This window comes from Exiguobacterium sp. EA-TM-5 (assembly GCF_053878415.1).
In genome coordinates, this window is sequence record NZ_CM132670.1 from 2,434,500 (window position 1) to 2,458,293 (window position 23,794).

Annotated in this window: 26 protein-coding genes; 13 read left to right on the forward strand and 13 right to left on the reverse strand. The window is 45.9% G+C overall.

What is annotated here, in order from left to right; all coding sequences use genetic code 11:
• Window positions 1–44 precede the first annotated feature (44 nt).
• On the reverse strand, window positions 45–500 hold the full coding sequence (locus ACV3PA_RS12885) for a YflT domain-containing protein (RefSeq protein WP_053452982.1): 456 nt from the start codon (window positions 498–500) through the stop codon (window positions 45–47).
• Between the two features lie 125 nt (window positions 501–625).
• A complete protein-coding gene (locus ACV3PA_RS12890) occupies window positions 626–2,206 on the reverse strand; it encodes a peptide chain release factor 3 (RefSeq protein ID WP_456125022.1) in 1,581 nt (526 codons plus the stop codon).
• A gap of 403 nt (window positions 2,207–2,609) precedes the next feature.
• On the opposite strand from ACV3PA_RS12890, the gene ACV3PA_RS12895 reads away from it, so the two are divergent.
• Window positions 2,610–3,854, forward strand: coding sequence for an MDR family MFS transporter (locus ACV3PA_RS12895; protein WP_053452980.1), 1,245 nt, complete (start codon window positions 2,610–2,612; stop codon window positions 3,852–3,854).
• Window positions 3,855–3,916: 62 nt separating this feature from the next.
• Here ACV3PA_RS12895 and ACV3PA_RS12900 read toward each other — a convergent pair whose 3' ends face one another.
• Entirely contained in the window at window positions 3,917–4,714 is a 798-nt protein-coding gene (locus ACV3PA_RS12900) for a hypothetical protein (protein ID WP_456125023.1), read from the reverse strand.
• Between the two features lie 140 nt (window positions 4,715–4,854).
• Between ACV3PA_RS12900 and ACV3PA_RS12905 the strand changes: the two genes are divergently transcribed.
• The 3 genes from ACV3PA_RS12905 to ACV3PA_RS12915 all read left to right on the forward strand — a co-directional run bounded on the left by ACV3PA_RS12905 (window position 4,855) and on the right by ACV3PA_RS12915 (window position 7,733).
• A complete protein-coding gene (locus ACV3PA_RS12905) occupies window positions 4,855–5,295 on the forward strand; it encodes an RrF2 family transcriptional regulator (protein WP_053452978.1) in 441 nt (146 codons plus the stop codon).
• A 93-nt stretch (window positions 5,296–5,388) separates the two neighbouring features.
• Window positions 5,389–6,402 carry a hypothetical protein gene (locus ACV3PA_RS12910; protein ID WP_023467785.1) on the forward strand — a complete coding sequence of 338 codons (1,014 nt, stop codon included), beginning with the start codon at window positions 5,389–5,391 and terminating at the stop codon, window positions 6,400–6,402.
• A gap of 26 nt (window positions 6,403–6,428) precedes the next feature.
• Window positions 6,429–7,733 (forward strand): VOC family protein, encoded by a 1,305-nt coding sequence (locus ACV3PA_RS12915; protein ID WP_456125024.1) that lies wholly within the window; start codon window positions 6,429–6,431, stop codon window positions 7,731–7,733.
• Between the two features lie 43 nt (window positions 7,734–7,776).
• Here the strand turns inward: ACV3PA_RS12915 and ACV3PA_RS12920 are convergent, their stop codons facing one another.
• Complete coding sequence (locus ACV3PA_RS12920) at window positions 7,777–8,100, reverse strand: hypothetical protein (protein WP_050678333.1); 324 nt, start codon at window positions 8,098–8,100, stop codon at window positions 7,777–7,779.
• A 91-nt stretch (window positions 8,101–8,191) separates the two neighbouring features.
• Between ACV3PA_RS12920 and ACV3PA_RS12925 the strand changes: the two genes are divergently transcribed.
• Window positions 8,192–8,617, forward strand: a complete 426-nt coding sequence (locus ACV3PA_RS12925; RefSeq protein WP_053452975.1) for a DUF2621 family protein — start codon at window positions 8,192–8,194, stop codon at window positions 8,615–8,617.
• A 43-nt stretch (window positions 8,618–8,660) separates the two neighbouring features.
• Here ACV3PA_RS12925 and ACV3PA_RS12930 read toward each other — a convergent pair whose 3' ends face one another.
• Together ACV3PA_RS12930 and ACV3PA_RS12935 are read right to left on the reverse strand one after the other, a co-directional pair.
• The gene (locus tag ACV3PA_RS12930; protein WP_053452974.1) at window positions 8,661–9,140 is read right to left on the reverse strand and encodes a CcdC family protein; all 480 of its coding nucleotides are present in this window, start codon (window positions 9,138–9,140) and stop codon (window positions 8,661–8,663) included.
• A 16-nt stretch (window positions 9,141–9,156) separates the two neighbouring features.
• Window positions 9,157–9,855, reverse strand: coding sequence for a cytochrome c biogenesis CcdA family protein (locus tag ACV3PA_RS12935; protein ID WP_053452973.1), 699 nt, complete (start codon window positions 9,853–9,855; stop codon window positions 9,157–9,159).
• A 221-nt stretch (window positions 9,856–10,076) separates the two neighbouring features.
• Here ACV3PA_RS12935 and ACV3PA_RS12940 point away from each other — a divergent pair, with 221 nt between their 5' ends.
• The 3 genes from ACV3PA_RS12940 (at window position 10,077) to ACV3PA_RS12950 (ending at window position 11,958) form a co-directional block, all read left to right on the forward strand.
• Complete coding sequence (locus ACV3PA_RS12940) at window positions 10,077–10,271, forward strand: aspartyl-phosphate phosphatase Spo0E family protein (RefSeq protein WP_053452972.1); 195 nt, start codon at window positions 10,077–10,079, stop codon at window positions 10,269–10,271.
• A gap of 83 nt (window positions 10,272–10,354) precedes the next feature.
• Window positions 10,355–10,774 (forward strand): hypothetical protein, encoded by a 420-nt coding sequence (locus ACV3PA_RS12945; RefSeq protein WP_053452971.1) that lies wholly within the window; start codon window positions 10,355–10,357, stop codon window positions 10,772–10,774.
• 305 nt (window positions 10,775–11,079) lie between these two features.
• A complete protein-coding gene (locus tag ACV3PA_RS12950) occupies window positions 11,080–11,958 on the forward strand; it encodes an SH3 domain-containing protein (protein ID WP_053452970.1) in 879 nt (292 codons plus the stop codon).
• Window positions 11,959–12,018: 60 nt separating this feature from the next.
• Here ACV3PA_RS12950 and ACV3PA_RS12955 read toward each other — a convergent pair whose 3' ends face one another.
• From ACV3PA_RS12955 to yneA, 7 genes are all read right to left on the reverse strand, one after another.
• The gene (locus ACV3PA_RS12955) at window positions 12,019–13,782 is read right to left on the reverse strand and encodes an ABC transporter ATP-binding protein (RefSeq protein WP_456125025.1); all 1,764 of its coding nucleotides are present in this window, start codon (window positions 13,780–13,782) and stop codon (window positions 12,019–12,021) included.
• Window positions 13,772–15,529 (reverse strand): ABC transporter transmembrane domain-containing protein, encoded by a 1,758-nt coding sequence (locus ACV3PA_RS12960; RefSeq protein ID WP_456125026.1) that lies wholly within the window; start codon window positions 15,527–15,529, stop codon window positions 13,772–13,774. Before ACV3PA_RS12960 ends, ACV3PA_RS12955 begins: the two co-directional genes overlap by 11 nt.
• 119 nt (window positions 15,530–15,648) lie before the next feature.
• Complete coding sequence (locus tag ACV3PA_RS12965; protein ID WP_012370001.1) at window positions 15,649–15,879, reverse strand: YneF family protein; 231 nt, start codon at window positions 15,877–15,879, stop codon at window positions 15,649–15,651.
• A 123-nt stretch (window positions 15,880–16,002) separates the two neighbouring features.
• The gene (gene tkt, locus ACV3PA_RS12970; RefSeq protein WP_053452967.1) at window positions 16,003–17,991 is read right to left on the reverse strand and encodes a transketolase; all 1,989 of its coding nucleotides are present in this window, start codon (window positions 17,989–17,991) and stop codon (window positions 16,003–16,005) included.
• A 253-nt stretch (window positions 17,992–18,244) separates the two neighbouring features.
• The gene (locus ACV3PA_RS12975) at window positions 18,245–18,481 is read right to left on the reverse strand and encodes a DUF896 domain-containing protein (protein ID WP_053452966.1); all 237 of its coding nucleotides are present in this window, start codon (window positions 18,479–18,481) and stop codon (window positions 18,245–18,247) included.
• A gap of 113 nt (window positions 18,482–18,594) precedes the next feature.
• On the reverse strand, window positions 18,595–19,248 hold the full coding sequence (locus ACV3PA_RS12980; protein WP_053452965.1) for a YneB family resolvase-like protein: 654 nt from the start codon (window positions 19,246–19,248) through the stop codon (window positions 18,595–18,597).
• 45 nt (window positions 19,249–19,293) lie between these two features.
• The gene (gene yneA, locus ACV3PA_RS12985) at window positions 19,294–19,581 is read right to left on the reverse strand and encodes a cell division suppressor protein YneA (RefSeq protein WP_053452964.1); all 288 of its coding nucleotides are present in this window, start codon (window positions 19,579–19,581) and stop codon (window positions 19,294–19,296) included.
• Between the two features lie 211 nt (window positions 19,582–19,792).
• On the opposite strand from yneA, the gene lexA reads away from it, so the two are divergent.
• The 5 genes from lexA to ACV3PA_RS13010 all read left to right on the forward strand — a co-directional run bounded on the left by lexA (window position 19,793) and on the right by ACV3PA_RS13010 (window position 23,740).
• Window positions 19,793–20,407: a transcriptional repressor LexA gene (lexA, locus tag ACV3PA_RS12990; RefSeq protein WP_023467770.1), complete on the forward strand. Its 615-nt coding sequence runs from the start codon at window positions 19,793–19,795 to the stop codon at window positions 20,405–20,407.
• A gap of 31 nt (window positions 20,408–20,438) precedes the next feature.
• Complete coding sequence (locus ACV3PA_RS12995; protein ID WP_053452963.1) at window positions 20,439–20,909, forward strand: metal-binding protein; 471 nt, start codon at window positions 20,439–20,441, stop codon at window positions 20,907–20,909.
• A 187-nt stretch (window positions 20,910–21,096) separates the two neighbouring features.
• Window positions 21,097–21,798 (forward strand): MIP/aquaporin family protein, encoded by a 702-nt coding sequence (locus ACV3PA_RS13000; RefSeq protein WP_053452962.1) that lies wholly within the window; start codon window positions 21,097–21,099, stop codon window positions 21,796–21,798.
• A gap of 43 nt (window positions 21,799–21,841) precedes the next feature.
• Entirely contained in the window at window positions 21,842–23,344 is a 1,503-nt protein-coding gene (glpK, locus tag ACV3PA_RS13005; RefSeq protein ID WP_053452961.1) for a glycerol kinase GlpK, read from the forward strand.
• Between the two features lie 75 nt (window positions 23,345–23,419).
• Window positions 23,420–23,740, forward strand: a complete 321-nt coding sequence (locus ACV3PA_RS13010; protein ID WP_053452960.1) for a hypothetical protein — start codon at window positions 23,420–23,422, stop codon at window positions 23,738–23,740.
• Window positions 23,741–23,794 lie beyond the last annotated feature (54 nt).

Below are 23,794 nucleotides of genomic sequence, written 5' to 3' on the forward strand. Positions count from 1 at the left end.
AAAAAAGTGAAGTTCACCGAAAGCGGTGTCTTCACTTCTAGGTATTAGTCGATATCGTCGGCTTTCCATTTCGCCCGGTCGCTCTTCTCACCGTCCTCACGATGATTGGATTCATAGGCGTTGTTCCCTGGATTTTCGACTTTATTGTCATCGTGCCGATGATCGTGGTCATGGTTATGATGATGCTCATGGTCATGATCATGGTCGTGATTTCGATCCTTGACGAACAATGCAAGACCGCCGCGCTCAACTTCCGCGTAATGCCGTTCTGCCTCATCATCTGAATGCCCGACACGTTTTAACGTCTCACGAAGCGGTGGTTCTTTAGAGAACTTTGATTTGACTTGATCGATCCAGCTTGCACCTGATGCTTCGTCTGCTGCGTCATCTCGACCCACTACAGAAAAGTCCGAATCATGATGCCCCTGTTGTTTCAAATCCTCAATTTTTCGTTCTAGACTCGATTGATCCTGATAGATTCCAACAAACCGTTTCGCCATCACATGACACCTTCCTTTTTCATATGAATTCAAACACGCTCTATTTTTACCCTTGTTCGATTGTCATCAAACGAGATTTCAAGAACGAAAAAACGGACCACTTCGAAAAGTAGTCCGTGAAAAAATTAAAGTTGTTGTGGTGAATCGACCAATGTGATCGTTCCCTCGTTTTTCTGAACGAATCGCTCGTAGACGAAATCGTTCGCAAATAGCAATACAGCATTTTCCCAGCGGTCATACACAAGAACTGTCCGTGAATCCGTCAATTGTTTGACAGCAGCGACTTCTGCCGGTTTAATCCATTTTGCGACTTGGAAGTTCGCAGCATCCTTCAAGATATCAACGCCATACTCACCTTTGAGCCGGTGCTCGAAGACTTCGAATTGGAGTTGCCCGATGGCTCCGAGAATGATTTCGTTGTATTCCGTCTTGTAGACTTGGATCGCTCCTTCTTGCGCGAGCTGCTCGACACCTTTTTGGAACTGTTTCGACTTCAAGGCGTTTTTCGTATAGACCTTTAAGAAGAGCTCCGGTGCGAATGTTGGGAGTGCTTCGTATTGCAGTGATGGATCACCGTTCGTGATCGTATCACCGATTTGATAGTTACCTGAATCGTATAATCCAATGACGTCTCCTGCAAACGCTTCGTTGACCGTTTCACGCTCATCCGCCATGAATTGAGTTGACTGTGACAGTTTCATTTTCTTACCTGTCCGTGTCAAGACGACGTCCATCCCACGATCAAACTTACCCGTACAAATCCGGACGAAAGCAATACGGTCGCGGTGGTTCGGGTTCATGTTCGCTTGAATTTTGAAGACGAAACCACTGAAGAATTCTTGAGCAGGTTCGACCTTCCCTTTGTTCGACTCACGTGGTGTCGGTGAAGGAGACAGGTTCAAGTAATGCTCGAGGAGCGGTGTAACACCGAAATCGACGAGGGCTGATCCGAAGAAGACCGGAGTCAGTTCGCCTTTTGCAATCAATTCTTCATTGTATTCGTTACCTGCGCCGTCGAGTAAGTCGACTTCGTCCATCAATGTCTCGTACATTTCCGAGTTGATTGTTGTCGCGAGTTCTTCGTTCGCTAGACCTTCTTCCCCAAGTTCGATCGTCTTACGATCGTTCTTGAAGCAATGGAATTGTTCTTTGACACGGTCGTAGACACCTTCGAACTGTTGACCTGATCCAGCTGGCCACGTCACAGCAACCGATGGGATGCCAAGAACTTCTTCGAGTTCTTCCATCAATTCGAGTGGGTCACGCGCTTGACGATCCATCTTGTTGATGAACGTAAAGATTGGAATACCGCGCATCCGACAAACTTGGAAAAGTTTTTTCGTTTGCGACTCGATCCCTTTTGCCGCATCGATGACCATGATTGCTGAGTCAACAGCTGTCAGGATCCGGTACGTATCTTCACCGAAGTCTGAGTGACCTGGTGTATCCATGATGGAAACGATTTTTTTATCGTATTCGAATTGCATGACCGAAGATGTTACGGAGATTCCGCGTTGTTTTTCGATTTCCATCCAGTCGGATTTCGCGAATTTCGAGTTTTTCCGTGCTTTGACAGAACCTGCCTCACGGATTGCTCCTCCGTGCAGGAGGAATTTTTCAGTTAATGTCGTCTTACCCGCATCCGGGTGGGAAATGATGCCGAAAATCCGACGTTTTTCGACTTCCGTTTGTAGAATGTTTGTCATGTATGGTAGTTCCTTTCACCGATATATTCAAATGTCCGATCAATCTTTTTTCGCAACTAGTCTATCATACCGAATTTTCAAGGTCTCGTCCATTTCACTTCATTGACTCAATTTTCAGATTAAAAGTTGACAATTTGACACTTTCTTCATTACGATGACTAGGAAGTTCACTATTACAGAAGGAGGAGACGTACAATGGTATTCCATCAAGCCCGGACATCTGTCCACACTGTCTTTGTATCGGCTACAACTGTACGTCACCCAATCGTTTAATTTTTAATTAAGCAGGGTGTGCGTATGCGTATACGTACATGCTGCCCTCTTATATTTGGACGGGTATGCCCATATTTGTGCGTATCCGTCTTTTCTATTGTCTAAAAACGGAATATAAGGGGTTTTCACTATGTTTAACGCACTCAAACAGCTTGATCGCAACATCTGGATCCGGTTCGTCGGGGAAACGATCACCGGAATCATGATGTTCATGATTGCACCATTTTTAGTTCTCTATTACGCGGATCGACTCGATTCCTACTTCTTAGTCGGTGTCATCATGGCGACCGGACCGATCATGTCACTCGTCGGAGCTGTCCTTGGTGGTCACTTCGCCGATAAGTTCGGTCGAAAACCACTGATGGTCATCTCGATCATCGGTGACGTCATCGCTTTGATTGGTTTCTCGTTCGCCGATTCATTCGGACCGCTGCTTGCTTTGAATGCACTGCTCGGTTTATCGAGTTCACTGTTCCACCCAGCGGCAAGCGCGATGGTCGCTGACGTCACACCACCGGAGCGGTTGAACGAATCGTTCGGTCTGCTTCGGATGGGTCATAACGTCGGAGCAGCATTCGGTCCACTTCTCGGAAGTGCCGTCCTATTCGTCGATCGTTCACTCATCTTCTACTCTGCTGCTTTCGTCTTTTTCCTATACGGACTCGTTCTCTATTTCTTCATCGAGGAGACGAAACCGGACTATATCGAAAAAACAGACGAAGTCAAAGTCTCTCCACTCACCGTATTACGGAAGGACCACGTCTTCCTGATCTTTATCGGTGCGGGTGTCTTCATTTCAATGGGCTTCGCTCTTGTTGAGAGCATGTTACCGGTCTTCTTGAAGGAAGCATTGCCAGGTTTACCAACGAAGCAAAATCCGTTCCCTTATTTGATGGCACTGAACGGGATCATGGTCGTCTTATTCCAATTCCCGATTGCGGCTCGTTTGTCAGGTAAGGCATTCGGAAAAGTCATGTTGCTCGGCGCCTCGATCTTCGGCATCGGCATGATTTTCCTCGCGTTCGTGCCGTCTTATCTGTTCTCACTTGGAACTGACTATGTCGTGCTCGTGACGATCTTACTTGCAATCTATGCATTCTATACGCTTGGTGAGATGATCATGTCACCTGTCCAGATGACATTCATCGCTTTGATTGCACCGGAACATCTACGAGGTACGTATAACGGTGCTGCGAGTCTGCAGTGGTTGATCGGTGGTGTCACCGCACCACTTCTCGGGTCCCTGTTCCTCGATTCAGGAAAAGGTGACTTCGCTTTAGCGTTCATCGGATTGCTCTGCTGTGTGTCGGGTGGGGTCTATCTTGCGCTTGATCGTTCAATTCAACGAGCGAAACGGTTAACAAAATCTGCTTAAAGTAAAAAAAGCGATGTGTAGCGCCCCGATTTCTGTCAGAGCGTTACACGTCGCTTTTCTCGTTAAGATGGTAATTGATTTGCCGCTACGAACGGACCGAACAGGACCGGTAACGGATCCAGTCGTTGCTGAATTTCTTCAATAAAATTCGTTGATCCGCTGACAAAGACGATCGGATCATTGACGGTGATCATCGTTAAAAACTCGTGCATCTGTTGTTCCCAACCTTCCTGACGGATATGATGCACAACCATTCCTTTCGTCGTCAACGATAGAACATTTGCTAACATGCGTTCCGCTAGTTCCTCAGCAGACACATGCAATAAGGTCGTTTTTCGACCACTAAGTAGCGCATGTCGTGCTTCATCGATGACAGCTCCAAGATGATGTTCTTCCGCAATCAACAAAATATCTTGTTGGCGCCAATTTTCCGTATGTCTATACTTACAAAAATGACGGCACGTATCAACAAGTTGATGGTGCACAATCGCCCAGGCTTGTAACAAAGGGGAACTTTCTTCAAGAGCATATTCAATCTGGATGGCTTGAAGGATTTCACGACTGATAATATCCGGGTACGTCAACAGAAACGATTTTGTTTGATCGATTTCATTCAGTAAAATCAATTTAAACAGTTCACTCGATTCATGCTGGTTTGTAATCTGGTTCAATAATTGACTCAGGCGTAAAATCCGTAATGCGCGAGTCCCGTCCTGAGCCCCCGCTTCCCGAAGCGCGCGCAGTTCTTCTTCGTACGTCGCCTCAAGCGAGTCATAGAAGCGCGTCGCGATCCGCAATCCCTTTTGCTCCATCGATGGACCGAGCTGTTGCAAAAGGTGTAATGCCTGATCGAAATGCATAATTTAACCTACCTTTCACCGTTCATTATGCGTGAATCCGGTCTCAAAAACAATCTCTAAAATGCATCTTATTTTTTGCACATTGAGAGTTGTAAAAGCTTGCGTACCCCCCTAGTATGTGTGTTAAGTAGGTGATGAAAATGCGCATGACACGTTATACGGATTATGCGATCCGGTCCCTGCTGTTCGCAGCAGCCCATCCCGATCGTTTAGTCCGAATCCAGGAAGTAGCGGATTGTTACGACATTTCTAAAAATCATTTGATGAAAGTAGTCTATCGTTTAGGACAGAGTGGTTTGATTGATTCTGTTCGTGGTCGTGGAGGTGGATTCCGATTAGCAGGTCCTCCAGATGCAATTCATATCGGTGACGTCGTACAACTGTTTGAACCAACCGTTCATTTTCTCGATCCGCAAGAAGGCATTCACGAGGTCCCTTCGCTTAATCCGGCACGTGATGCTTTCGATGATGCCATTGCGGCGTTCCATCAAGTACTCAATAGTTACACAGTACATGATTTGCTACATCCGACAGCTGACACTCATCCACAAATACTTGAAATGATTCCGAGCCGCGATTGAGCGGGCTCGGAATCTTTTTTATATCTCCCCCTCGCTCAATTGCGATTTCTCGAAACGCTCGTGGTATACTTATATAAGAAAGGAGGGGTACAGATGAACCCTCAAGAAGAACTCCATCTCTTATATCTTCGCCTGAAAGAAGAAGAACCCTCCGTTGCACGCGGTGAGGCCTTATGGGCCATCTTTGAGGAAACAGCTGATGATTCACTCCGCTTCCTCTCCTTATGGACGTTTTCACAAAACCAATTTGACTTAGGGCACTTTCGGTCGTTTCTCGTGTCCTTTACGCTTTTGATGGAATGGATTCGAAAAGACGAGATGACACTGACTCCAAAACAAGAACTTGATTTGTACTGGAATTACAAGTCCTATTTAATCTATATGGCAGAACAAGAAGATGTGACGGTTTCGCTCCTCGAAGAAGATCTCGATCGTTTCATCGATTTTTGTGACGCACACGGTTTTATCCGGACACGCGACTATATCAGCTTCATGGTCTATAGCAAACTCGGTGACGAAGAACAGGCGGATCATTACCTATCAGAATGGGTCGACGCTCCAAGTGACGAACTGAGTGATTGCCCATCTTGCGAAGCCTTCAGTCGGATGACGTATGCAATTGAGCGCGGGTTCGAAGATCGTGCTTTGTTGCTGTACGCGGCACTTCGACATGAACGCGGTTGTTCACGGATGCCGGATCAGGCACATCCTTATATCCTCCCACTGTTTCTCAGTCGAAAAAAAGAACGCTTTGACTGGAGTGAACGCTTGATCGAAGAAGTCAAACGTGGCGAAACCCTCTTTACGGGTGGAGACGAACCGTATCACTTGTATGCGAAGATGTATTACGACACGAACTATACGTGGTCGATGGAAGAGAAAAAACAGTTGATTCCATTCTTGACTGACCGTGGGTATCTCCAGTTCCTACTCGCTCACTATGCGTTCGCCCATCGCCAATCTCTTGGTGAGGAAGCGTCTTATCTTGCAGCGCTTCGAACGAACTTATACGAGATTGCGCAGTCACTCGATCGTCGAATTGAAGGTGTCTTCTACTTGAACCTTGTCGAACGGGAACTGAAACGCATCACGCAATTCGTTGCTTGAATCTAATTCGTAAAGGAAGTGTCTTCATGTTAGATCATGTCCAGCTCGTTATGCCGAAAAACGAAGAAGATCGCGCCCGTGCATTTTATGCCGGGCTTTTACATATGAAGGAAGTCGAAAAGCCTGCTGGCGTTCAAGCGAGTGGGGGTGTATGGTTCGAAGATCACGGTGCAGCGATTCACCTTGGTATCGAGGATCCGTTCTCTCCTGCTAAAAAAGCACATCCCGGATTAACCGTCGCTGCGTTTGAAGCGTTAAGTGATCGGCTCCAAACAGCCGGATATCCAGTCGAACACGACGCCCGCCTTGCGCCACGTCGTCGATTCTTCACAGCCGATCCATTCGGTAACCGTATTGAAATCATCGCTGCTCACTTGCCACCGTTAACGCCAAAAAAGCTGACGGACGGCTCTCATGTACGACTAGTCGCACCTGCTTCGAGCCTTTCGACGGTTGAGATGAAGATCATTGACGTGGCAATCCAGACGCTCGAATCGTTCGGCTTACGTGTCTCGATTAGCCAACATGCGCGTGCTACCAATCCATTCGGTTCAAGTGATCCAGAGTTACGGGTTGCCGACCTTCATGCTGCGTTCGCTGATCCGAACGTTGATGCAATCCTATGCGTTCGTGGTGGATTCAGTACGAATGAACTCGTCGACTTACTCGATTACGAACTGATTCGGACGCATCCGAAGGTTCTGTGTGGTTTCTCCGATATCACAGCACTCAGTCATGCCATTCTGACGAATACCGGATTAGTGACATACTCTGGTCCCATGTTACGCGCTTTCCGTGATCGTGATGTCTATACGATCGATTACTTCAAACAAGTCTTGTTCGGAATGGATCCCGTTACGATCAAGCCGTCGATTCATTGGCGTGATACAGATCGCGGACACGTCATTACATTACCGAACAAAGGACCGATTCTCTTATCAGCAGGACAAGCAAGTGGGCGTCTACTTGGCGGAAACCTTTGTACATTGAATCTACTTCAAGGCACGCCCCATTTCCCCGATTTACGGGATGCAATCCTGTTCCTTGAAGACGATTACGAAGTCCACCCAGCGACGTTTGCCCGTGATTTCGCCTCGTTGATGGCGCAACCAGGTGCCGAAACAATTCGTGGTATCGTCTTCGGACGGTTCCAACTCGCAACGAAGATGACGGAAGAGCATTTGCGTTATCTGATCTCGCTCTATCCATTCCTAGAGCAGGTTCCAGTCCTTGCGAATGTTGATTTTGGACATACGAGTCCCCTGTTTACGTTCCCGATCGGTGGACAGGTTGAACTGCATGACGAGGTCATTCGACTTCATATTTCCTGAACATCAAAAGAAGGAGACGCGGCAATCCGCATCTCCTTCTTCTTTAATAGTCGAGCAATCTCGAAGCGTCGATTTGACGTTTCGACCCATCCGCGAACATCTCGAGTGTCGCGAAAATCTGGTCGTTTGCCCATTCATAATGAAGTAGCGTGAAGTCTTCAAGTGTCGAGACCGTCTTGAACGTCTTCCCGACCGTAAACGCACGCTTCCGGCTTGCATCTTCTGCCGGAACTGTGACGAAGATAACCGTGATTTCCTCACCCTTCGTATCATAATAGAATTCAACGATCCGACCGTCCGCTGTTTCAGGTAAGATACCTTTACGGGGCTGTCCGGTCTCGTCCAATTGTACGTATGGTTGCAGCATTTTTTCGCCTCACTTTCTCCGTCATTCATCATAGCACGTACACTTGATTTATGCTAATCTATATTTGATGTGAAAGGGGGATGAGTCGCGCATGGAATGGTTCATGAACGGGATTCTGCTCTGGGGCTTTATCATGATTACACTCATGGCGATTGGCGGGTTTTTCATGTTCCGGAAGTTCCTCAAGAAGTTACCGAAAGAAGACGGTAAATCGATGATGGACTGGGAAGATGAATACATCGACCAGACACGACATCTTTGGACAGATGAGACGATGGAATTATTAAACGCCCTCGTCATGCCAGTACCATCGGCGTTTCGAGATGTCGCACGTCGTAAGATTGCCGGACGGATCGGGCAATTTGCACTCGAGGAACAAGCGACGCAGATGACATCTGAACTGGTCGTCAAAGGGTACATTTCCGCTACGCCGAAACGCGATCATAAATTCTTGAAAAAAGCACTGACGGAGCACGCCATCGACTGGCGAGACTACGCATTATATTTCCAAAATTGAAGAATGCACGAAAAAACCGCCGAAGTCACCTTCAGCGGTTTTTTTATTGAGGTAAATGCGCTACAGGCACGGTGCCCGATTTCACCCGTTTGTATTTCATATACATCGCGAAGCGCCACGGAGCGATCATACCGAAGGCAACGAGATAAAAGATTCCACCCGTTTCGAAAATATCGATTTGACCTCCGATAAAAAATTTCGCAACGGTTCGTACGAATAAGATACCGAATAAAACGATGAAAAATGCTTTCGAGCGTTGCAGGTAAATCTGTCCTTCTGCTTCATAAAAATTGGATGTCTTGATCAAGAAGATGCTGAAGATTGCTCCAACAAGCAAAGCTTCTGCTACTTCCGTCCATGTCAGGCGGGAGGCCGGATACAAAAACTGTAGCATCCCCGTCGACATCGCAAAGGGCGGGATCAAGATTTTTTTAGCGTTCGTTGGCTTTGCTGACGCCTTCACACGAATGAAGCTAATCAGCAATCCCATGACGAGCGCTACCCCAGTTGATATCCAAATCATCCGATCACTTCCTTGATTAAAATCCAGTGAATCCGACGATGTCACTCATCCATGCTGCGAATTTACTCAAGCCATCAAAATACAGCATGACTCCGAACACCATCATCAAGGCTCCCCCGAATTTCGTTAATTTCAGACTATACTGCACGAACAAACGTGAACGACCAACGAAAAACGCCATTAATAAGAAAGGAATCGAAAACCCAAGTACGTAAGCCAGCATATAGAACATACCTTGACTCGGATTGGTCGCAGCTAATCCAATGACTCCTGCGAGAATCGGACCCGTACACGGTGTCCAACCGGCCGCAAAACCGATACCGACTAGGACAGTTCCGACGTATCCCCCTTTTCGTTCCCCGAGGTTCAGTTTCTTTTCACGCATTAAGAATGTCGGTTGCCATAACCCGACGAGAACGACACCAAACACGAAGATGACGAGTGCCCCAACCATTCGTAATGTATCTCGATAGGTGATGAAGACATCCGCGAACAAGGACGTCGAGAGTCCAAGGACCGCAAAGACCATCGCAAAACCAACAAGGAAGGCTAACGTATGAAACAAGGATCGTTTTTCCCGTACGCCCCGTTCTTTTAAATCCGTTACCGACACGCCTGTGATATACGAGAGAAACACAGGGTACAACGGTAGCGTACACGGAGAGACGAATGATAATAAACCGGCTCCGAACGCTAACCATAATGAGAGCTCCATCATGAGCATCCCCTTTCTTTACTACTATAGAAGAAGTTCCTTCTCTATTTTGCCAAACTCCTCTGCATTTAGCACCTATTATCTCACAGAAAGTTGCAAAAGATTCGTGTCCGCCAAAATTACAAAAAAATTACATTTCATCGATTTTACTGAAATCTCGTTGCACCTAGTAAATGGACTTGCTAGAATATGGATACGACACCAATGTAAGGGAGACTGCTATGACGACACAACAACTATTGACGTTAGCCATCGAAGCCAAACGTAGCGAACTATATCATCAAGCTGACCAGTCCAGCTTCACCTCCCCGCGTGTTTTACAACTTAGTCATGAACTCGACGTCTTACTTTTAGAATATTCACGTATGGTTCAAAACTATACGCTTCACGGTTCGAATGAACCGCTCTTATCATGATCACCTATCCGGTCAGCATTCGAATACGAGTGCTGACCTTTTTGATGTTTTACATTACTTCTTAATTCTAATGGAGGTTCCATATGTCTGCTCTGACGTTCTTAGCTAGTTCTCGTCCCTTCTATATACCTGATGACCTACCACAGTTATTCGTACATGAAATCGAACCACTTGAATATGTCCCATTAAAGCGAGACCGATTCACGATGCCTTACTTGTATACGATCGAAGGTGCTGACCAATGGGAGTTTATGATTTATCTACAGCGTTATATGGAAGAAGGAGATGTTTTCGAGCTCTTATACATCGAAAATCAAAATGACAGTATGCATGACCATCTACCGTCTGTTCCGCTAGTAGAACCGATTAAAATCAATATTCGACAGCGAACCTACCAAACGATTCATGGTATGTTCCAACTTTCCGCTAACGATTGGATGCAGGAATTGTATCACCGTTCTTACGTGACAGCGTTCGGCGTGACGACAATCGTTAACTATTGATCTATACATCATCCGTTTCACTTTTTCATCATTAAGACGATAGAAGGATTACATAGTTTCTATATTCAAGTCTTTTTTCTGTTGAATTGTGCGAATTTTTCAGTTTTATTAAGTCAAAAGACCTATAAACGTCCGTTTTTCATAATCAGTATGTCCTATCGATGACAAAAACCGTCCTTTTGCAATCTCGTTGTCACACAAGCTCGGTTTGTAACTCGAATGACATTGACCTGTAAACGCACAAGTCAGATTTGCCGTGTAAAGTAGGAACAGTAAACACAGCATATGTCAGGAGGACATCAATAATGAAAAAAGCAGTTTTCGCTGCCGGTCTTGCAGCAACAGCTCTATCAGTAGGATTTGCCCAAGAGACAGAGGCTGCCTCAGAAACGGTAACAGTAAATACAGCAGTACTCAACGTACGCACAGCACCTACAACTGCATCAGCAGACGTAGGCAATGTATATAAAGGTCAAACATTAAATGTCGAAGGACGTTCTGGCGCATGGATCCAAACTCACATTAACGGTCAAAAACGTTATGTCCATGGCGCGTATACGTCTGCAGCAGGCTCATTCGACTTTAAAAAAGCTACAGTTACTACGGCAGTACTAAACGTCCGCACACAACCAACGACAAGCTCGAAAGATGTCGGTAATCTCTACAAAGGCGAAAAAGTCAACGTAGAAGGTAAAGTCGGTGCATGGATCAAAACAACAATCGACGGTAAAACACGCTATGTACACAGTGCATATACAACACTCGGTAGCGTAGCGAAAGCACCAGCAGCTAAACCGGCTGCAAAACCAGCACCAAAAGCAGCAGCTCAACCAGCAACTGCAACAAAACAATCAACACCTGCAAAATCAGGTACAAAAGTGACGATGAACGTCAGTGCTTACACGAACGACCCATCTAACAATGGTAGCCAACTCTACAATGGTCGCGCGTTGACAGCAAGCGGTTATGATGTCACGAATACGATCACGTACAATGGTATGCGTATCGTAGCAGCTTCTTCACAATACCCGATTGGTACACGGATGCACATCGAAGGCATTGGTGAAGCAATCGTACTCGACCGTGGTGGCGCAATCCAAGGTAACCGCCTTGATCTTCTCGTTGGTTCACAACAAGAAGCACTCAACTGGGGTCGCCAAAACGTCACAGTTACAGTCTACTAATCAAAACAAACAACCTGCCGGGCGAGATCGCCTGGCAGGCTTTTTTTATGTCTAATTCTTTTAGGAAACGGTAACATGACCGGATTGTAGCTGATACATCTTCTTATACAGTCCATCTTGCGCAATCAATTCCTGGTGATTTCCTTGTTCAATGACTTCTCCTTGATGCAATACAAGAATCAAATCAGCATCTTGAATCGTCGATAGACGGTGCGCTATGGCAATCGTTGTCCGTCCTTGACGCATCCGTTCAAGTGCGACTTGCACTTTTTCCTCTGTCTCCGTATCAATCGAACTGGTCGCTTCATCGAGAATCAGGATTTTCGGGTCTCGCGCCATCGTGCGTGCGAAGGAAATCAACTGACGTTCTCCAGCGGAGAATGTCGCACCCCGTTCAGCAACGGGACTGTCATATTGATGATCGAGTTGATTGATGAATCCGTCGGCTTGGACGAATTTTGCTGCCGCTTCGACACGATCAAAAGAGATCGAGCTATCGAATAATCGAATATTGTCAGCGACTGTTCCCGTGAACAAGAATGAATCTTGTAAAACGAGTCCAACGTGTTGTCGTAGCTCTTCTTCCGATAACTGCTCGAGCGGTTGACCATCAATCAAAATCCGACCTGATTGATAAGCGTAAAAGCGCATCAAGATATTGATGATTGAACTCTTTCCACTTCCGGTATGACCGACAAGGGCAATCGTCTGTCCTTTTTTCGCCTCGAACGAAATGCCTTTCAAGACATCCTTCTCACCGTCATAACTAAAGCGAACGTCTTCAAAGACGATATGTCCTTCTGATACACGTGCATCTCCTTCGAGTTGTTTCGTCGGTTCTGGCTCATCCGTATCAAGCACCTTGAACACGCGGTCCGCTGAGACGACAGCTTGTTGGAACTCGGATAACCGTTGCATGATTTGCTGAACCGGTTGGAAGATCCGCTCCATGTAACTGATGAAGGCATAGACGACACCGACTTGAACTGTTTGTGAGAACGATAAGACACCGAAATACGTCACAAGTGTCGCAATCGAAATCGCTAGTAACAATTCAATGATTGGTCGTAGTAACCAGCTATCGAGCTTCAGGTTCTTATAGCGACCGTTCTGGTGAGCGACATTCGTTTCTTCGAATTCTGCCATCAAGCGCTTTTCTTGGCGGAATTGTTGAATGATCGCCATCCCATTGATCGATTCGTTCAGTTGCGCATTGATTTTCGACAGTAGATCGCGAACTTCCGCGTAATATTTCGTCGAGTACTTTCGGTAGATCCAGATAATGAAATAAAACAGCGGTAACAACAACAGCGCAATCGTTGCGAGTCGTGGTTCTAGGAGATAGAGGAAGATATACGTCCCAATCAACTGGACACCACTTTGAACGAATGTCGACAGGACACCGATATAGAGTTCCTTAATCGCTTCCGTATCGTTCGTGATCCGGGAAACGAGCACTCCGGCAGGCGTCCGGTCGAAATAAGCGAGCCGTAAATGCATGACGTGCCGGAACACATCGATCCGTAAACGTTGAATGACTTGCAAAGCAATCTTTTGGAACTCAAATGCCTGTAAATAATCGACGATGATCCCTGTCGTATGCAATAACAAATATGCCGTAAACAGAAGTGCGACTTCTTGAACTGGATAGGTTCCTGGTGCGACATACTCATCAATGAAAATCTTAACGAGATACGGTCCTCCGAGTTTTGCTGCTGTCGTAATGAACAGGAGAACGAAGGCGATACTGACTTGCTTCTTGAACGGTTTGACGAAATCGAGCAATCGTTTCAGGACGGCTTTTTCATTGATATCATGATTCATTAGAACGCCCTCCTTGTTCGACGAGTGATTCTAGTTGCTGGCGGTCGTATGTCTCTTTGTACCAACCGTCGTGAGCGAGTAACTGCTCATGCGTTCCTCGCTCGATGATTCGACCGTCTTCAAGGACGATGATCTCATCGGTATGCGACACAGCCGACAGGCGATGAGCAACGATGATTTGCGCTTGATCGTGATCAGCCGTCCGGAAGTGATGGATAATCGCTTCCTCAGTCTTAGCATCGACCGCAGATAGTGCATCATCGAGCACTAAAATCGGGCAGTCGGCTAGTAACGCCCGGGCAATCGAAATCCGTTGCTTTTGACCACCAGACAACGTGACACCACGCTCGCCGACCATCGTCGCATATCCTTCCTTAAAGCCAAGAATATCGTCATGAACCGCTGCAATACGCGCCGCTTCCATGATGTCTTCCATTGACGCGTCGGGTTTCGCAAAAGCAATATTATCCGCAATCGAAGCGGAGAACAGGAAATGATCCTGCGGGACAATCGCTACTTGACGACGAACGGTATCTCGTGTCAATTGTTTGATGTCTCGTCCACCAATCATGATCGCTCCTTGTTTGACGTCATATTCACGTGATAATAAACGAACGAATGTCGATTTACCAGCACCCGTCTTCCCGACGATCCCAAGCGATTTACCCGGTTTCAACGTCACATCGATGTCTTGTAGGACCGGTTGCGTGTCATAGATGAATCGTTTAATCCCGACATGAAGTTCCGGTGACGAAACAGTCGTCGCCGCTTCCTTCGCGTCTTTAATTTCCGGTTCGATCGCAAGCATCCGCTCGATCCGATCGTAAGAAGCACGACCACGTTCGACGATGTTAAACAACCAACCGAAAGCGAGCATCGGCCATGTCAATAAACCAAGATATGTAGTGAATGAGACGATGTCACCAATCCGAATTTCACCTTGTTGCAATAAGTAGGCACCATAGCCGACTGCGATGATGTACGATAGACCGACTAACCCAAAGATCGTCGGATCAAACAGAGCATCAATTTTTGCCACGCGACGGTTCTTTTGGACAACGTCGTCGGATAGATCGGTGAACGTCTGTACGTCAGACTCAACTTCGCCTGTCGCTTTTAAAACACGGACACCACTAATACTTTCCGCGACCTTATCATTTAAATCGGAGAAGGCTTCCTGCGCGTCATGAAAACGCGAATGTAGCATCTTACCGTAGCGTGACGTCAAATAGACCATGAGTGGCATCGGCAGAAGCGACACGAGCGTCAACTTCCAACTGATTGTCGTGACCATCGTGATGATGACGAAGCTCCCCATCGTCACTGAGTCAACGAGCGTTAGAATACCGGCACCCGCTGTCATCGAGACGGCTTGTACATCGTTCGTTGCATGTGCCATCAAATCTCCGCTACGATATTTCTTATAGAACGATTGATCTAAATCTGAAAAATGACCATACAGTTGACTGCGCAACAATCGACCGAGACGAATCGAGGCACCGAAGATATGAAAACGCCAAAAATAACGAATGAAATACGTCGCGACTCCGATAAGCAACAATGTACCTGCTAGACGAATCAAATCATTCTTCGTCAAGCTCCCTTCACTCAGACCATTGACTGTCGTCCCGATGACTTTCGGTGGAATCAGTTCTAACCCTGCCACAAAAATCAAACAGATGACCCCAAGACTATACGCTTTCCATTCTCGTCGGAAAAACCAACCGAGTTTCCTGAAGACTCCCATTCAAGTCTCCCCCCTTTTTAAATCCTATGATTATTTGAAATAGTCTCACATTTTAGATTAGTTCTCTTTCTAAAAAATAGCAAACAAAAAGGAGACCATTTGGTCCCCTTTCATACAGCTTATTTTTTAGGTGATTTCATTGAACCACTCATTGAACGCATCACTTGGTTGACTTTCTTTTGTGATGGCTTTTGACCCATTTGCATCATCAATGTCTTAATCATATCTTCGTTGATTGGTGGGTTTTGCTCCAAGTAGTTCATCATGTATCGACGAGCGATATAGAAACCAAGGGCGACACCTGCTACCAAGCAAAGAAGGGCAATTAAAATCCAAATCCATGTAGCCAAGTTGCTTCCTCCTCTAACTTAAAACGTCGCTTTTTACTATACTATAATTCCAATTGTTTGCATAGATGATAATAGATGAAAAACGAGCCCGACGTAAGAACGGACCCGTTTTTCCAGAAATGATTATCCGAGTTGCTTGACTGTCGCTAAAACGTTCTCAACAGACATACCGTATTCTTTCAAGAGGAAGTCTCCAGGAGCAGATGCGCCGAAACGATCGATTCCGATAACTTGTCCTTCTGTTCCTACATATTTGTACCAACCGAGTGAAGCACCTGCTTCGATCGCTACACGTTTCGTGATGTGTTTTGGAAGAACCGATTCTTTGTACTCTGCTGATTGTGCTTCGAATACTTCCCATGATGGAAGAGAAACGACAGCTGCTGATTCACCAAGTTCTTTTTGCGCTTCGACAAGAAGGTGAACTTCTGAACCTGTACCGAGTAAGAGTGTATCGGCTTTCGTGACGTCACCAGCGATGACATAACCACCTTTTTCAGCGCCTTCTGTCGTCGTACCTTCAAGTTCAGGAAGACCCTGACGAGTCAAGACGAGAAGTGTCGGTTTGTCTTTTGCTTGAACCGCTGTTTTCCATGCTGCGATTGTCTCTTTTCCGTCTGCTGGACGGTAGATCGTGACGTTCGGCATTGCACGGAAGCTCATCAAGTGTTCGACTGGCTCGTGTGTTGGACCATCTTCACCGACAGCAATCGAGTCATGCGTCAAGACGAAGATTGATGGAAGACCCATTAATGCAGCGAGACGGACCGCTGGACGAAGGTAATCCGAGAAGACGAAGAATGTCGCACCGTAAGGAATGACGCCACCGTGAAGTGCCATACCGTTGACAGCTGCTGCCATTGCGAATTCACGTACACCGAACCAGATGTTGCGACCACTTGGGTCGATATCGAAGTCTGCTTCGCCTTTGAGCATCGTGTTGTTTGATCCCGCAAGGTCAGCTGAACCACCGAACAATGTCGGAACGTTCTTCGCAAGGCCATTCAAGACTTCACCGCTCGTTTGACGCGTTGCTTTTTTCGACGACAAGTCGTATGTCGGAAGGTCTGCTTCCCAGTTGCTTGGCAATTCGTTTGCGATCGCGCGAACGAGTTCAGCATGCAATTCTGGGTGAGCTGCTTCGTATTGTTTCATCGTCTCGTTCCATGCGTCTTCTGCAGAAGCACCACGTTGAACGATGCGCTCGTCAAACAATGATTTGACTTCTTCAGGGACGTAGAACTCTTCATGATCCCAAATGTAGCTAGCTTTCGTCAACTTGATTTCTGCCTCACCAAGTGGTGCACCGTGAGAAGCGGACTTCCCTGATTTGTTCGGTGAACCGAAGCCGATGACTGTCTTAACTTCGATCAATGTTGGTTTTGTCGTCTCTGCTTGTGCCGCCGCGATTGCTTTCGAAATCGAATCGATATCCGTTCCGTCTTCTACGCGAATGACTTGCCAGTTGTACGCTTCGAAGCGTTTCTGGACGTTTTCAGAGAATGATTTATCGAGATCTCCGTCAAGTGAGATATCGTTTGAATCGTACAATACGACCAATTTCCCAAGACCAAGGTGACCTGCAAGTGAAGCGGCTTCAGCTGAAACGCCTTCCATCAAGTCCCCGTCTCCACAAATTCCGTATGTGAAGTGATCAACGACGTTAAGGTCGTCACGGTTATATTTTGCTTCAAGATGACGCTCTGCCATTGCCATACCAACTGCCATCGCGATCCCTTGACCAAGTGGACCAGTCGTCGCATCTACACCAGCCGTGTGGCGATATTCTGGGTGACCTGGCGTTTTAGATCCCCATTGACGGAATGATTTTAGATCTTCCATTGATAGATCATATCCCGATAGGTGGAGGAGTGAGTAGAGAAGCATCGAACCGTGTCCGGCTGAAAGTACAAAACGGTCGCGGTTAAACCATTCTGGATTTTTAGGGTTGTGGTTCATATGATCCGCCCAAAGTGAGAATGCCATCGGCGCTGCTCCCATTGGCATACCTGGGTGACCCGAGTTCGCCTTTTGTACGGCATCAATCGATAAGGTACGAATCGTATTAATTGCTAATTGTTCTACTGTCGTCATGTTCGTCAAAACAATCATCCTCTCTCTTTTTCACAAATTCCTACTTATTTTAGCATACTCTCAAATGTGATACAACTTTTCTAAATAGTATGTCACATTAAAATGAATGCGCTATCTATAGCCGTTCTATCGACTCATACAGGATGTCTGAATCGATGAAAGCTCCCTATTAAGATGTATTGCTATCGTACAATGTTTCCTAATCCAAATACTCCATAAAAAAAGAGGGTCCGCTTGCGCGAGACCTCTCTTTTATAGAAGAAACAAACGATTATTGCTTGTTTCGTTCTTCTTCTTGTGCTTGTTTCAACTTCTCTGGTGTAACGTCTGTACCCTCTTCGTCGACGATCTTCATGCCCATGAGTTGATTTTTAAACGATCCACGGAACGCTGCGAGATAGGCCGCACGTAGTTCTTTTTGCTCTGCCGTTTCCGCTTCTGTTAATGGCTCGACTTTTGATTTATTCGCTAAAGCGTTGATTCGATCTAATTGTTCTTGTGATAACATGGAATCCCTCTTTCTGTACGACTCAAAATTGAGTTGTTCAATTGTATCCTTACTTTAAAAGAGCCCATAAAAAAAAGCAAGTTAACCGCGTCAGTCGACGGGTTACTTGCTTCTCATTCCGAGCTAGGTGTCAGTTCACGGTATTCGAGGTACCGACGATTGACGGTGGCTTTTGAAATATCATGCCCCATACCTCTTAAGGTGATTGCAATATCAGAGAACGTCAAACCAAGTTCTCGAAGACGAACGATTTCTTCGATTGGTACGTCTTTTCGACTACGTCCAGCGTTGTCTCCTTGGCGATTGAGATTACGTTCTGGTCGAAACCCTTGTTCCACAGCTCGGCGCATGCCACGAGCGATTTTTGCATTATGCAATTTGCGTTGATATTCTTCAACGAGTGAGACAATCTCAAGCACCATCGCCTCTGCATCAGCAAGCTGATATTCGCCATCGGAATCAAGCGTCATCAGTCGAACACCATGCTTTTTAAATGTATGCAAAATAGCAATTTTCGCATTCCCTCGCCCAATTCGTGTGTCATCCGTCACGAGAACCGCATCTATCGCATCACGTGTCACATGATCAAGAACAGTTAGCATCCCTTCACGATCAACATCGTATCCACTCTCTTTTTCAGAGACGACATCTACGACATCAAATCCTTTTTGAGATGCCACCTTCGAAAGTTCCATCCGTTGACGTTCAATCGAACTATCTTGTGCTTCTTTTTCAGTCGACACCCGACAATAAATCACGACCTTCATCGTACCTCACATCCCTGTTCGTTCTTTCACAACTTTTCCATTCTGTCATTGTTGTGCGATTGGTACAACGATTTTGCTTTTTGAGATGACATGTTTTGTCTCGACATCATTATTTTTGATCAACCAGTTGACATATTCTTCGTCTGACATTGAACCGTCGTTATAGACTTCAGCAATTTGTTCGACCGTAGCGTTCTCATCGACCGTTACGGACGCTGTCATCAGTTGCGCGACCTTTTCATCCGGACGTGGTATGAGTAAAAAAATCACGAAAGCAACACTTAAAGCATAGAAGAGAATAGAAAAAGCATGAGTACGAATCGTATGAATCATCATGAATCCCTCCAAATATGAAATGAATGAGTTAGAATAAATGTTCGCGGAACAATTGTTCGCATAACTCATAATAAACACAGAACCCGTGTTCGGTCAACACAAAATGTCGAACAATTGTTTGTACGCTCATTTGTTCTATGTTATAGTGAATCTAGAAACATATATTCTTACATTTCAAACTTCAATCCAGAAAGAGGTGGCAATTCGTATGCGGAAAATGTCTAAGCGCCAACAAGAGATTCTCGACTACATCGTCTCTGAAGTGAAACTGAAGGGGTATCCACCATCAGTTCGTGAAATCGGAGAAGCAGTCGGACTCGCGTCTAGCTCGACGGTACACGGTCATTTGGATCGACTCGAGAAACGGGGAATGATTCGCCGTGACCCGACGAAACCACGTGCGATTGAGATATTGCTTGATAAGCCTGAAGAAATCACGGAAGCCATCGTCCATGTTCCCGTCATTGGGAAAGTCACAGCTGGTCTTCCGATTACAGCGATTGAAAATATCGAAGAACAATTCCCGCTCCCTGCACATTATGTAGGTAACGAGACAGTCTTCATGTTAACGATCGATGGTGAATCGATGATTAATGCAGGTATTCTTGACGGCGATCGTGTCATCGTGCGCCAACAAAACACAGCAGAAAACGGAGAAATCGTCGTAGCTATGACCGAAGATAGCGAAGCGACGGTGAAACGGTTCTTCTTAGAAGATCAACAGGTACGTCTACAACCAGAAAATGACTCGATGGATCCGATGTATTTCGATAATGTCTCCATTCTTGGTAAGGTAATCGGCGTGTATCGGACGATTCATTGACGGAGGGACCAGTTACGACTGGTCTTTTTTCATGCCTTCAGGAAATGTACATGATACCGTCAATACCATCGCGCTGACGGGTTACGTTGCGTATTCGGTCGCAACGCAACAAACCGATTGGTTACCGACCGCCATTGGTATCGCTGTCGGTACACTTTGGCTGTCGCCCGACCTTGATTTAAAATCAGAACCGTATTATCGCTTTGGACCGTTTCGAGTCCTATGGATGCCTTATGTGAAAATCATGCCCCATCGCTCGATTTGGTCACATGGACTGATCATCGGAGATATCATCCGACTTCTATATAGTGCTGCTATTTTGATTCCACTACTATTTCTAAGTCTGTATTTTCAAATTCTTGATTCGGCAACGATTGATTCATGGTTCGCTTCTCTGCCTGCTTTTATCATCGGCATCATGGTAGCGAGTACGATTCATATCCTACTAGATTATTCCAGTAGCTGGTTTCGACCTAAAAAAAGAAAGAAGCGTCGCCGTTAACACCTCTTATTACCTGTTTACAGGTAGGAAGAGGTGTTTTCTTATCCATTTTTCCGTATCTTTAAACATCAAAATAAAAAATTTCCATTCCTATATTTCAATTATTTGTATTGAAAACGTTCTCAATTCGGAGTAATTTAAAGTAGAAAGGCCATTATCTGCTTTAATCCAAAGGGAGGGTTTTTGCATGAATAACTTTGTACTAGAAATGATCGGTACGATGATCCTCATCCTACTCGGGGATGGTGTCGTCGCCGGTGTCGTCTTGAAAAAGACGAAATCGGAAAACAGTGGGTGGATCGTCATCACGTTCGCTTGGGGTCTTGCCGTCATGACAGCAGCATTCGTTGCTGCTGAGAGCGGAGCACACTTGAACCCCGCATTAACAATTGCACTTGCTTTGAACTCTGATTTACCGTGGGCAGACGTTCCGATCTACATTGCTGGACAACTTGTCGGAGCTTTCATCGGCGCCATTCTCGTTTGGCTTCATTACATGAAACATTTTGAAGCGACTGATGATCAAGCTGCAAAACTCGGTGTGTTTGCAACAGGCCCAGCGATTCGTCATACGCCATCGAACTTGATTTCTGAGATCATCGGGACATTCGTTCTTGTCTTCGGTATCTTGGCACTCGGTTTAACAACATTCGGTGACGGATTAAAACCACTCATCGTTGGTTTACTCGTCGTCGTTATCGGTCTATCACTCGGTGGTACAACAGGATACGCTATCAACCCGGCCCGTGACCTTGGACCGCGTATCGCACACGCCATCCTACCGATTCCAAACAAAGGTTCTTCTGACTGGGGATACTCATGGATTCCAGTTGTTGGTCCAATCATCGGTGGAGCAATTGCCGTGCTCATTTATCAATTGATTTACTAAGACCACATTCCACTAACACATAATGCTCAAGGGGGATTTCGAAATGGAAAACAAGTATATCCTAGCACTCGACCAAGGTACGACAAGCTCACGTGCGATCATCTTCGACCACGATGGGAAAATCGTCAACTCGGCACAACGGGAATTCAAACAATACTTCCCGCAACCAGGTTGGGTCGAGCATGATGCCAACGAAATCTGGGGGTCGATTCTTGCTGTCATGGCAGAAGCACTCGGAACTGCAGATATCAAACCTGAGCAAATCGCCGGAATCGGAATCACGAACCAACGTGAAACGACAGTTGTCTGGAATAAAGAAACAGGCAAACCAGTCTATCACGCACTCGTTTGGCAATCGCGTCAAACGTCTGGTATTTGTGACGACTTAAAAGAACAAGGTTTGAACCAGAAGTTCCGTGATAAAACAGGACTCCTGATTGATGCCTACTTCTCCGGCACAAAAGTTAAATGGATCCTTGACAATGTCGAAGGTGCACGTGAGCAAGCAGAAAATGGTGAATTACTCTTCGGTACGATTGATACGTGGCTCGTATGGAAACTGTCTGGTGGAAAAACACACATTACAGACTATACGAATGCTTCACGGACGTTGATGTACAACATCTACGAACAAAAATGGGATGAAGAGTTACTCGATATTCTCGGTGTTCCGGCTTCAATGTTGCCAGAAGTTCGTCAGTCGAGTGAAGTTTATGACAAAACGGTACCGTATCACTTCTTCGGTTACGAAGTGCCGATTGCTGGTATTGCTGGTGACCAACAAGCAGCACTCTTCGGTCAAACGTGCTTCGAAGCCGGTGAAGGAAAAAACACATACGGAACAGGTTGCTTCATGCTCATGAACACGGGTGAAAAAGCCGTTTCTTCTGATCATGGCCTTTTGACAACAATCGCTTGGGGTGTTGATGGGAAAGTTGAATATGCGCTTGAAGGTTCGATCTTCGTCGCTGGTTCTGCAATCCAGTGGCTCCGTGACGGTCTACGCATGCTAAAACATGCGAAAGACTCAGAAGGTTACGCAGCGAAAGTCGACTCAACAGATGGCGTTTACGTCGTTCCTGCCTTCGTTGGTCTTGGCGCACCATACTGGGATTCAGATGTTCGTGGTGCGATCTTCGGCTTAACACGCGGAACGGATAAAGAACATTTCGTTCGCGCAACGCTTGAGTCACTTGCATACCAAACACGCGACGTCTTGACAGCAATGGAACAAGATTCTGGTATCGAACTGAAGACACTTCGTGTCGACGGTGGTGCTGTAGCGAATAACTTCTTGATGCAGTTCCAATCGGACATCCTCGGCGTTCCTGTCGATCGTCCGCAAATCAACGAAACGACAGCACTCGGTGCAGCATATCTTGCTGGATTAGCCGTTGGTTACTGGAAAGATAAAGCGGAAATCAAGCAACAATGGAAGCTCGATCACCAGTTCAAACCAGAGATGAAAGAAGACGATCGTGAACAACGCTATGCTGGATGGCAAAAAGCAGTTGAAGCGACAATGGTCTTCAAACCATCGAAATAAAACAATTAACCCGGTCCCTTTTGCAGAGGGACCGGGTTTTTGATATCTTGTAGAAAATTGAGCGAGAGGTGTATCATGCATTCTACTTATTCTGATCAACAGTTAAAAGAACACATTCAGTTTGCGCTTGATGGCAACATCACGCATGAAGAACTAGCAGATTGGTGTTATCGCTATATGACAGACGTGTACCACAACGATCATTACTATATCGCAACCGACGGACGTGGGAGCTATCCGTTAGGTAAGCAAGCGGCTGAAGTAGTAAACGATATCGATGCACAATGGGATCTTTATCTTGCTAACAGTTATTCTCTAAATGAATTACAGACCATTGATTTAGCTACAATTTGTTTGCCTAGAGAGTGGTTAGAAAAATGGCTCCAGTCGTTTTGATTCATGAAACACTCATCTACGTTTTAATACAAATAAAAGTAATTGAAATAAAAT

Coding starts and splice junctions, on each gene's coding strand:
- ACV3PA_RS12885 (WP_053452982.1), bottom strand. CDS start 500: ATGGCGAAACGGTTTGTTGGAATCTATCAGGATCAATCGAGTCTAGAA.
- ACV3PA_RS12890 (WP_456125022.1), bottom strand. CDS start 2,206: ATGACAAACATTCTACAAACGGAAGTCGAAAAACGTCGGATTTTCGGC.
- ACV3PA_RS12895 (WP_053452980.1), top strand. CDS start 2,610: ATGTTTAACGCACTCAAACAGCTTGATCGCAACATCTGGATCCGGTTC.
- ACV3PA_RS12900 (WP_456125023.1), bottom strand. CDS start 4,714: ATGCATTTCGATCAGGCATTACACCTTTTGCAACAGCTCGGTCCATCG.
- ACV3PA_RS12905 (WP_053452978.1), top strand. CDS start 4,855: ATGCGCATGACACGTTATACGGATTATGCGATCCGGTCCCTGCTGTTC.
- ACV3PA_RS12910 (WP_023467785.1), top strand. CDS start 5,389: ATGAACCCTCAAGAAGAACTCCATCTCTTATATCTTCGCCTGAAAGAA.
- ACV3PA_RS12915 (WP_456125024.1), top strand. CDS start 6,429: ATGTTAGATCATGTCCAGCTCGTTATGCCGAAAAACGAAGAAGATCGC.
- ACV3PA_RS12920 (WP_050678333.1), bottom strand. CDS start 8,100: ATGCTGCAACCATACGTACAATTGGACGAGACCGGACAGCCCCGTAAA.
- ACV3PA_RS12925 (WP_053452975.1), top strand. CDS start 8,192: ATGGAATGGTTCATGAACGGGATTCTGCTCTGGGGCTTTATCATGATT.
- ACV3PA_RS12930 (WP_053452974.1), bottom strand. CDS start 9,140: ATGATTTGGATATCAACTGGGGTAGCGCTCGTCATGGGATTGCTGATT.
- ACV3PA_RS12935 (WP_053452973.1), bottom strand. CDS start 9,855: ATGGAGCTCTCATTATGGTTAGCGTTCGGAGCCGGTTTATTATCATTC.
- ACV3PA_RS12940 (WP_053452972.1), top strand. CDS start 10,077: ATGACGACACAACAACTATTGACGTTAGCCATCGAAGCCAAACGTAGC.
- ACV3PA_RS12945 (WP_053452971.1), top strand. CDS start 10,355: ATGTCTGCTCTGACGTTCTTAGCTAGTTCTCGTCCCTTCTATATACCT.
- ACV3PA_RS12950 (WP_053452970.1), top strand. CDS start 11,080: ATGAAAAAAGCAGTTTTCGCTGCCGGTCTTGCAGCAACAGCTCTATCA.
- ACV3PA_RS12955 (WP_456125025.1), bottom strand. CDS start 13,782: ATGAATCATGATATCAATGAAAAAGCCGTCCTGAAACGATTGCTCGAT.
- ACV3PA_RS12960 (WP_456125026.1), bottom strand. CDS start 15,529: ATGGGAGTCTTCAGGAAACTCGGTTGGTTTTTCCGACGAGAATGGAAA.
- tkt (WP_053452967.1), bottom strand. CDS start 17,991: ATGATTGTTTTGACGAACATGACGACAGTAGAACAATTAGCAATTAAT.
- ACV3PA_RS12975 (WP_053452966.1), bottom strand. CDS start 18,481: ATGTTATCACAAGAACAATTAGATCGAATCAACGCTTTAGCGAATAAA.
- ACV3PA_RS12980 (WP_053452965.1), bottom strand. CDS start 19,248: ATGAAGGTCGTGATTTATTGTCGGGTGTCGACTGAAAAAGAAGCACAA.
- yneA (WP_053452964.1), bottom strand. CDS start 19,581: ATGATTCATACGATTCGTACTCATGCTTTTTCTATTCTCTTCTATGCT.
- lexA (WP_023467770.1), top strand. CDS start 19,793: ATGCGGAAAATGTCTAAGCGCCAACAAGAGATTCTCGACTACATCGTC.
- ACV3PA_RS12995 (WP_053452963.1), top strand. CDS start 20,439: ATGCCTTCAGGAAATGTACATGATACCGTCAATACCATCGCGCTGACG.
- ACV3PA_RS13000 (WP_053452962.1), top strand. CDS start 21,097: ATGAATAACTTTGTACTAGAAATGATCGGTACGATGATCCTCATCCTA.
- glpK (WP_053452961.1), top strand. CDS start 21,842: ATGGAAAACAAGTATATCCTAGCACTCGACCAAGGTACGACAAGCTCA.
- ACV3PA_RS13010 (WP_053452960.1), top strand. CDS start 23,420: ATGCATTCTACTTATTCTGATCAACAGTTAAAAGAACACATTCAGTTT.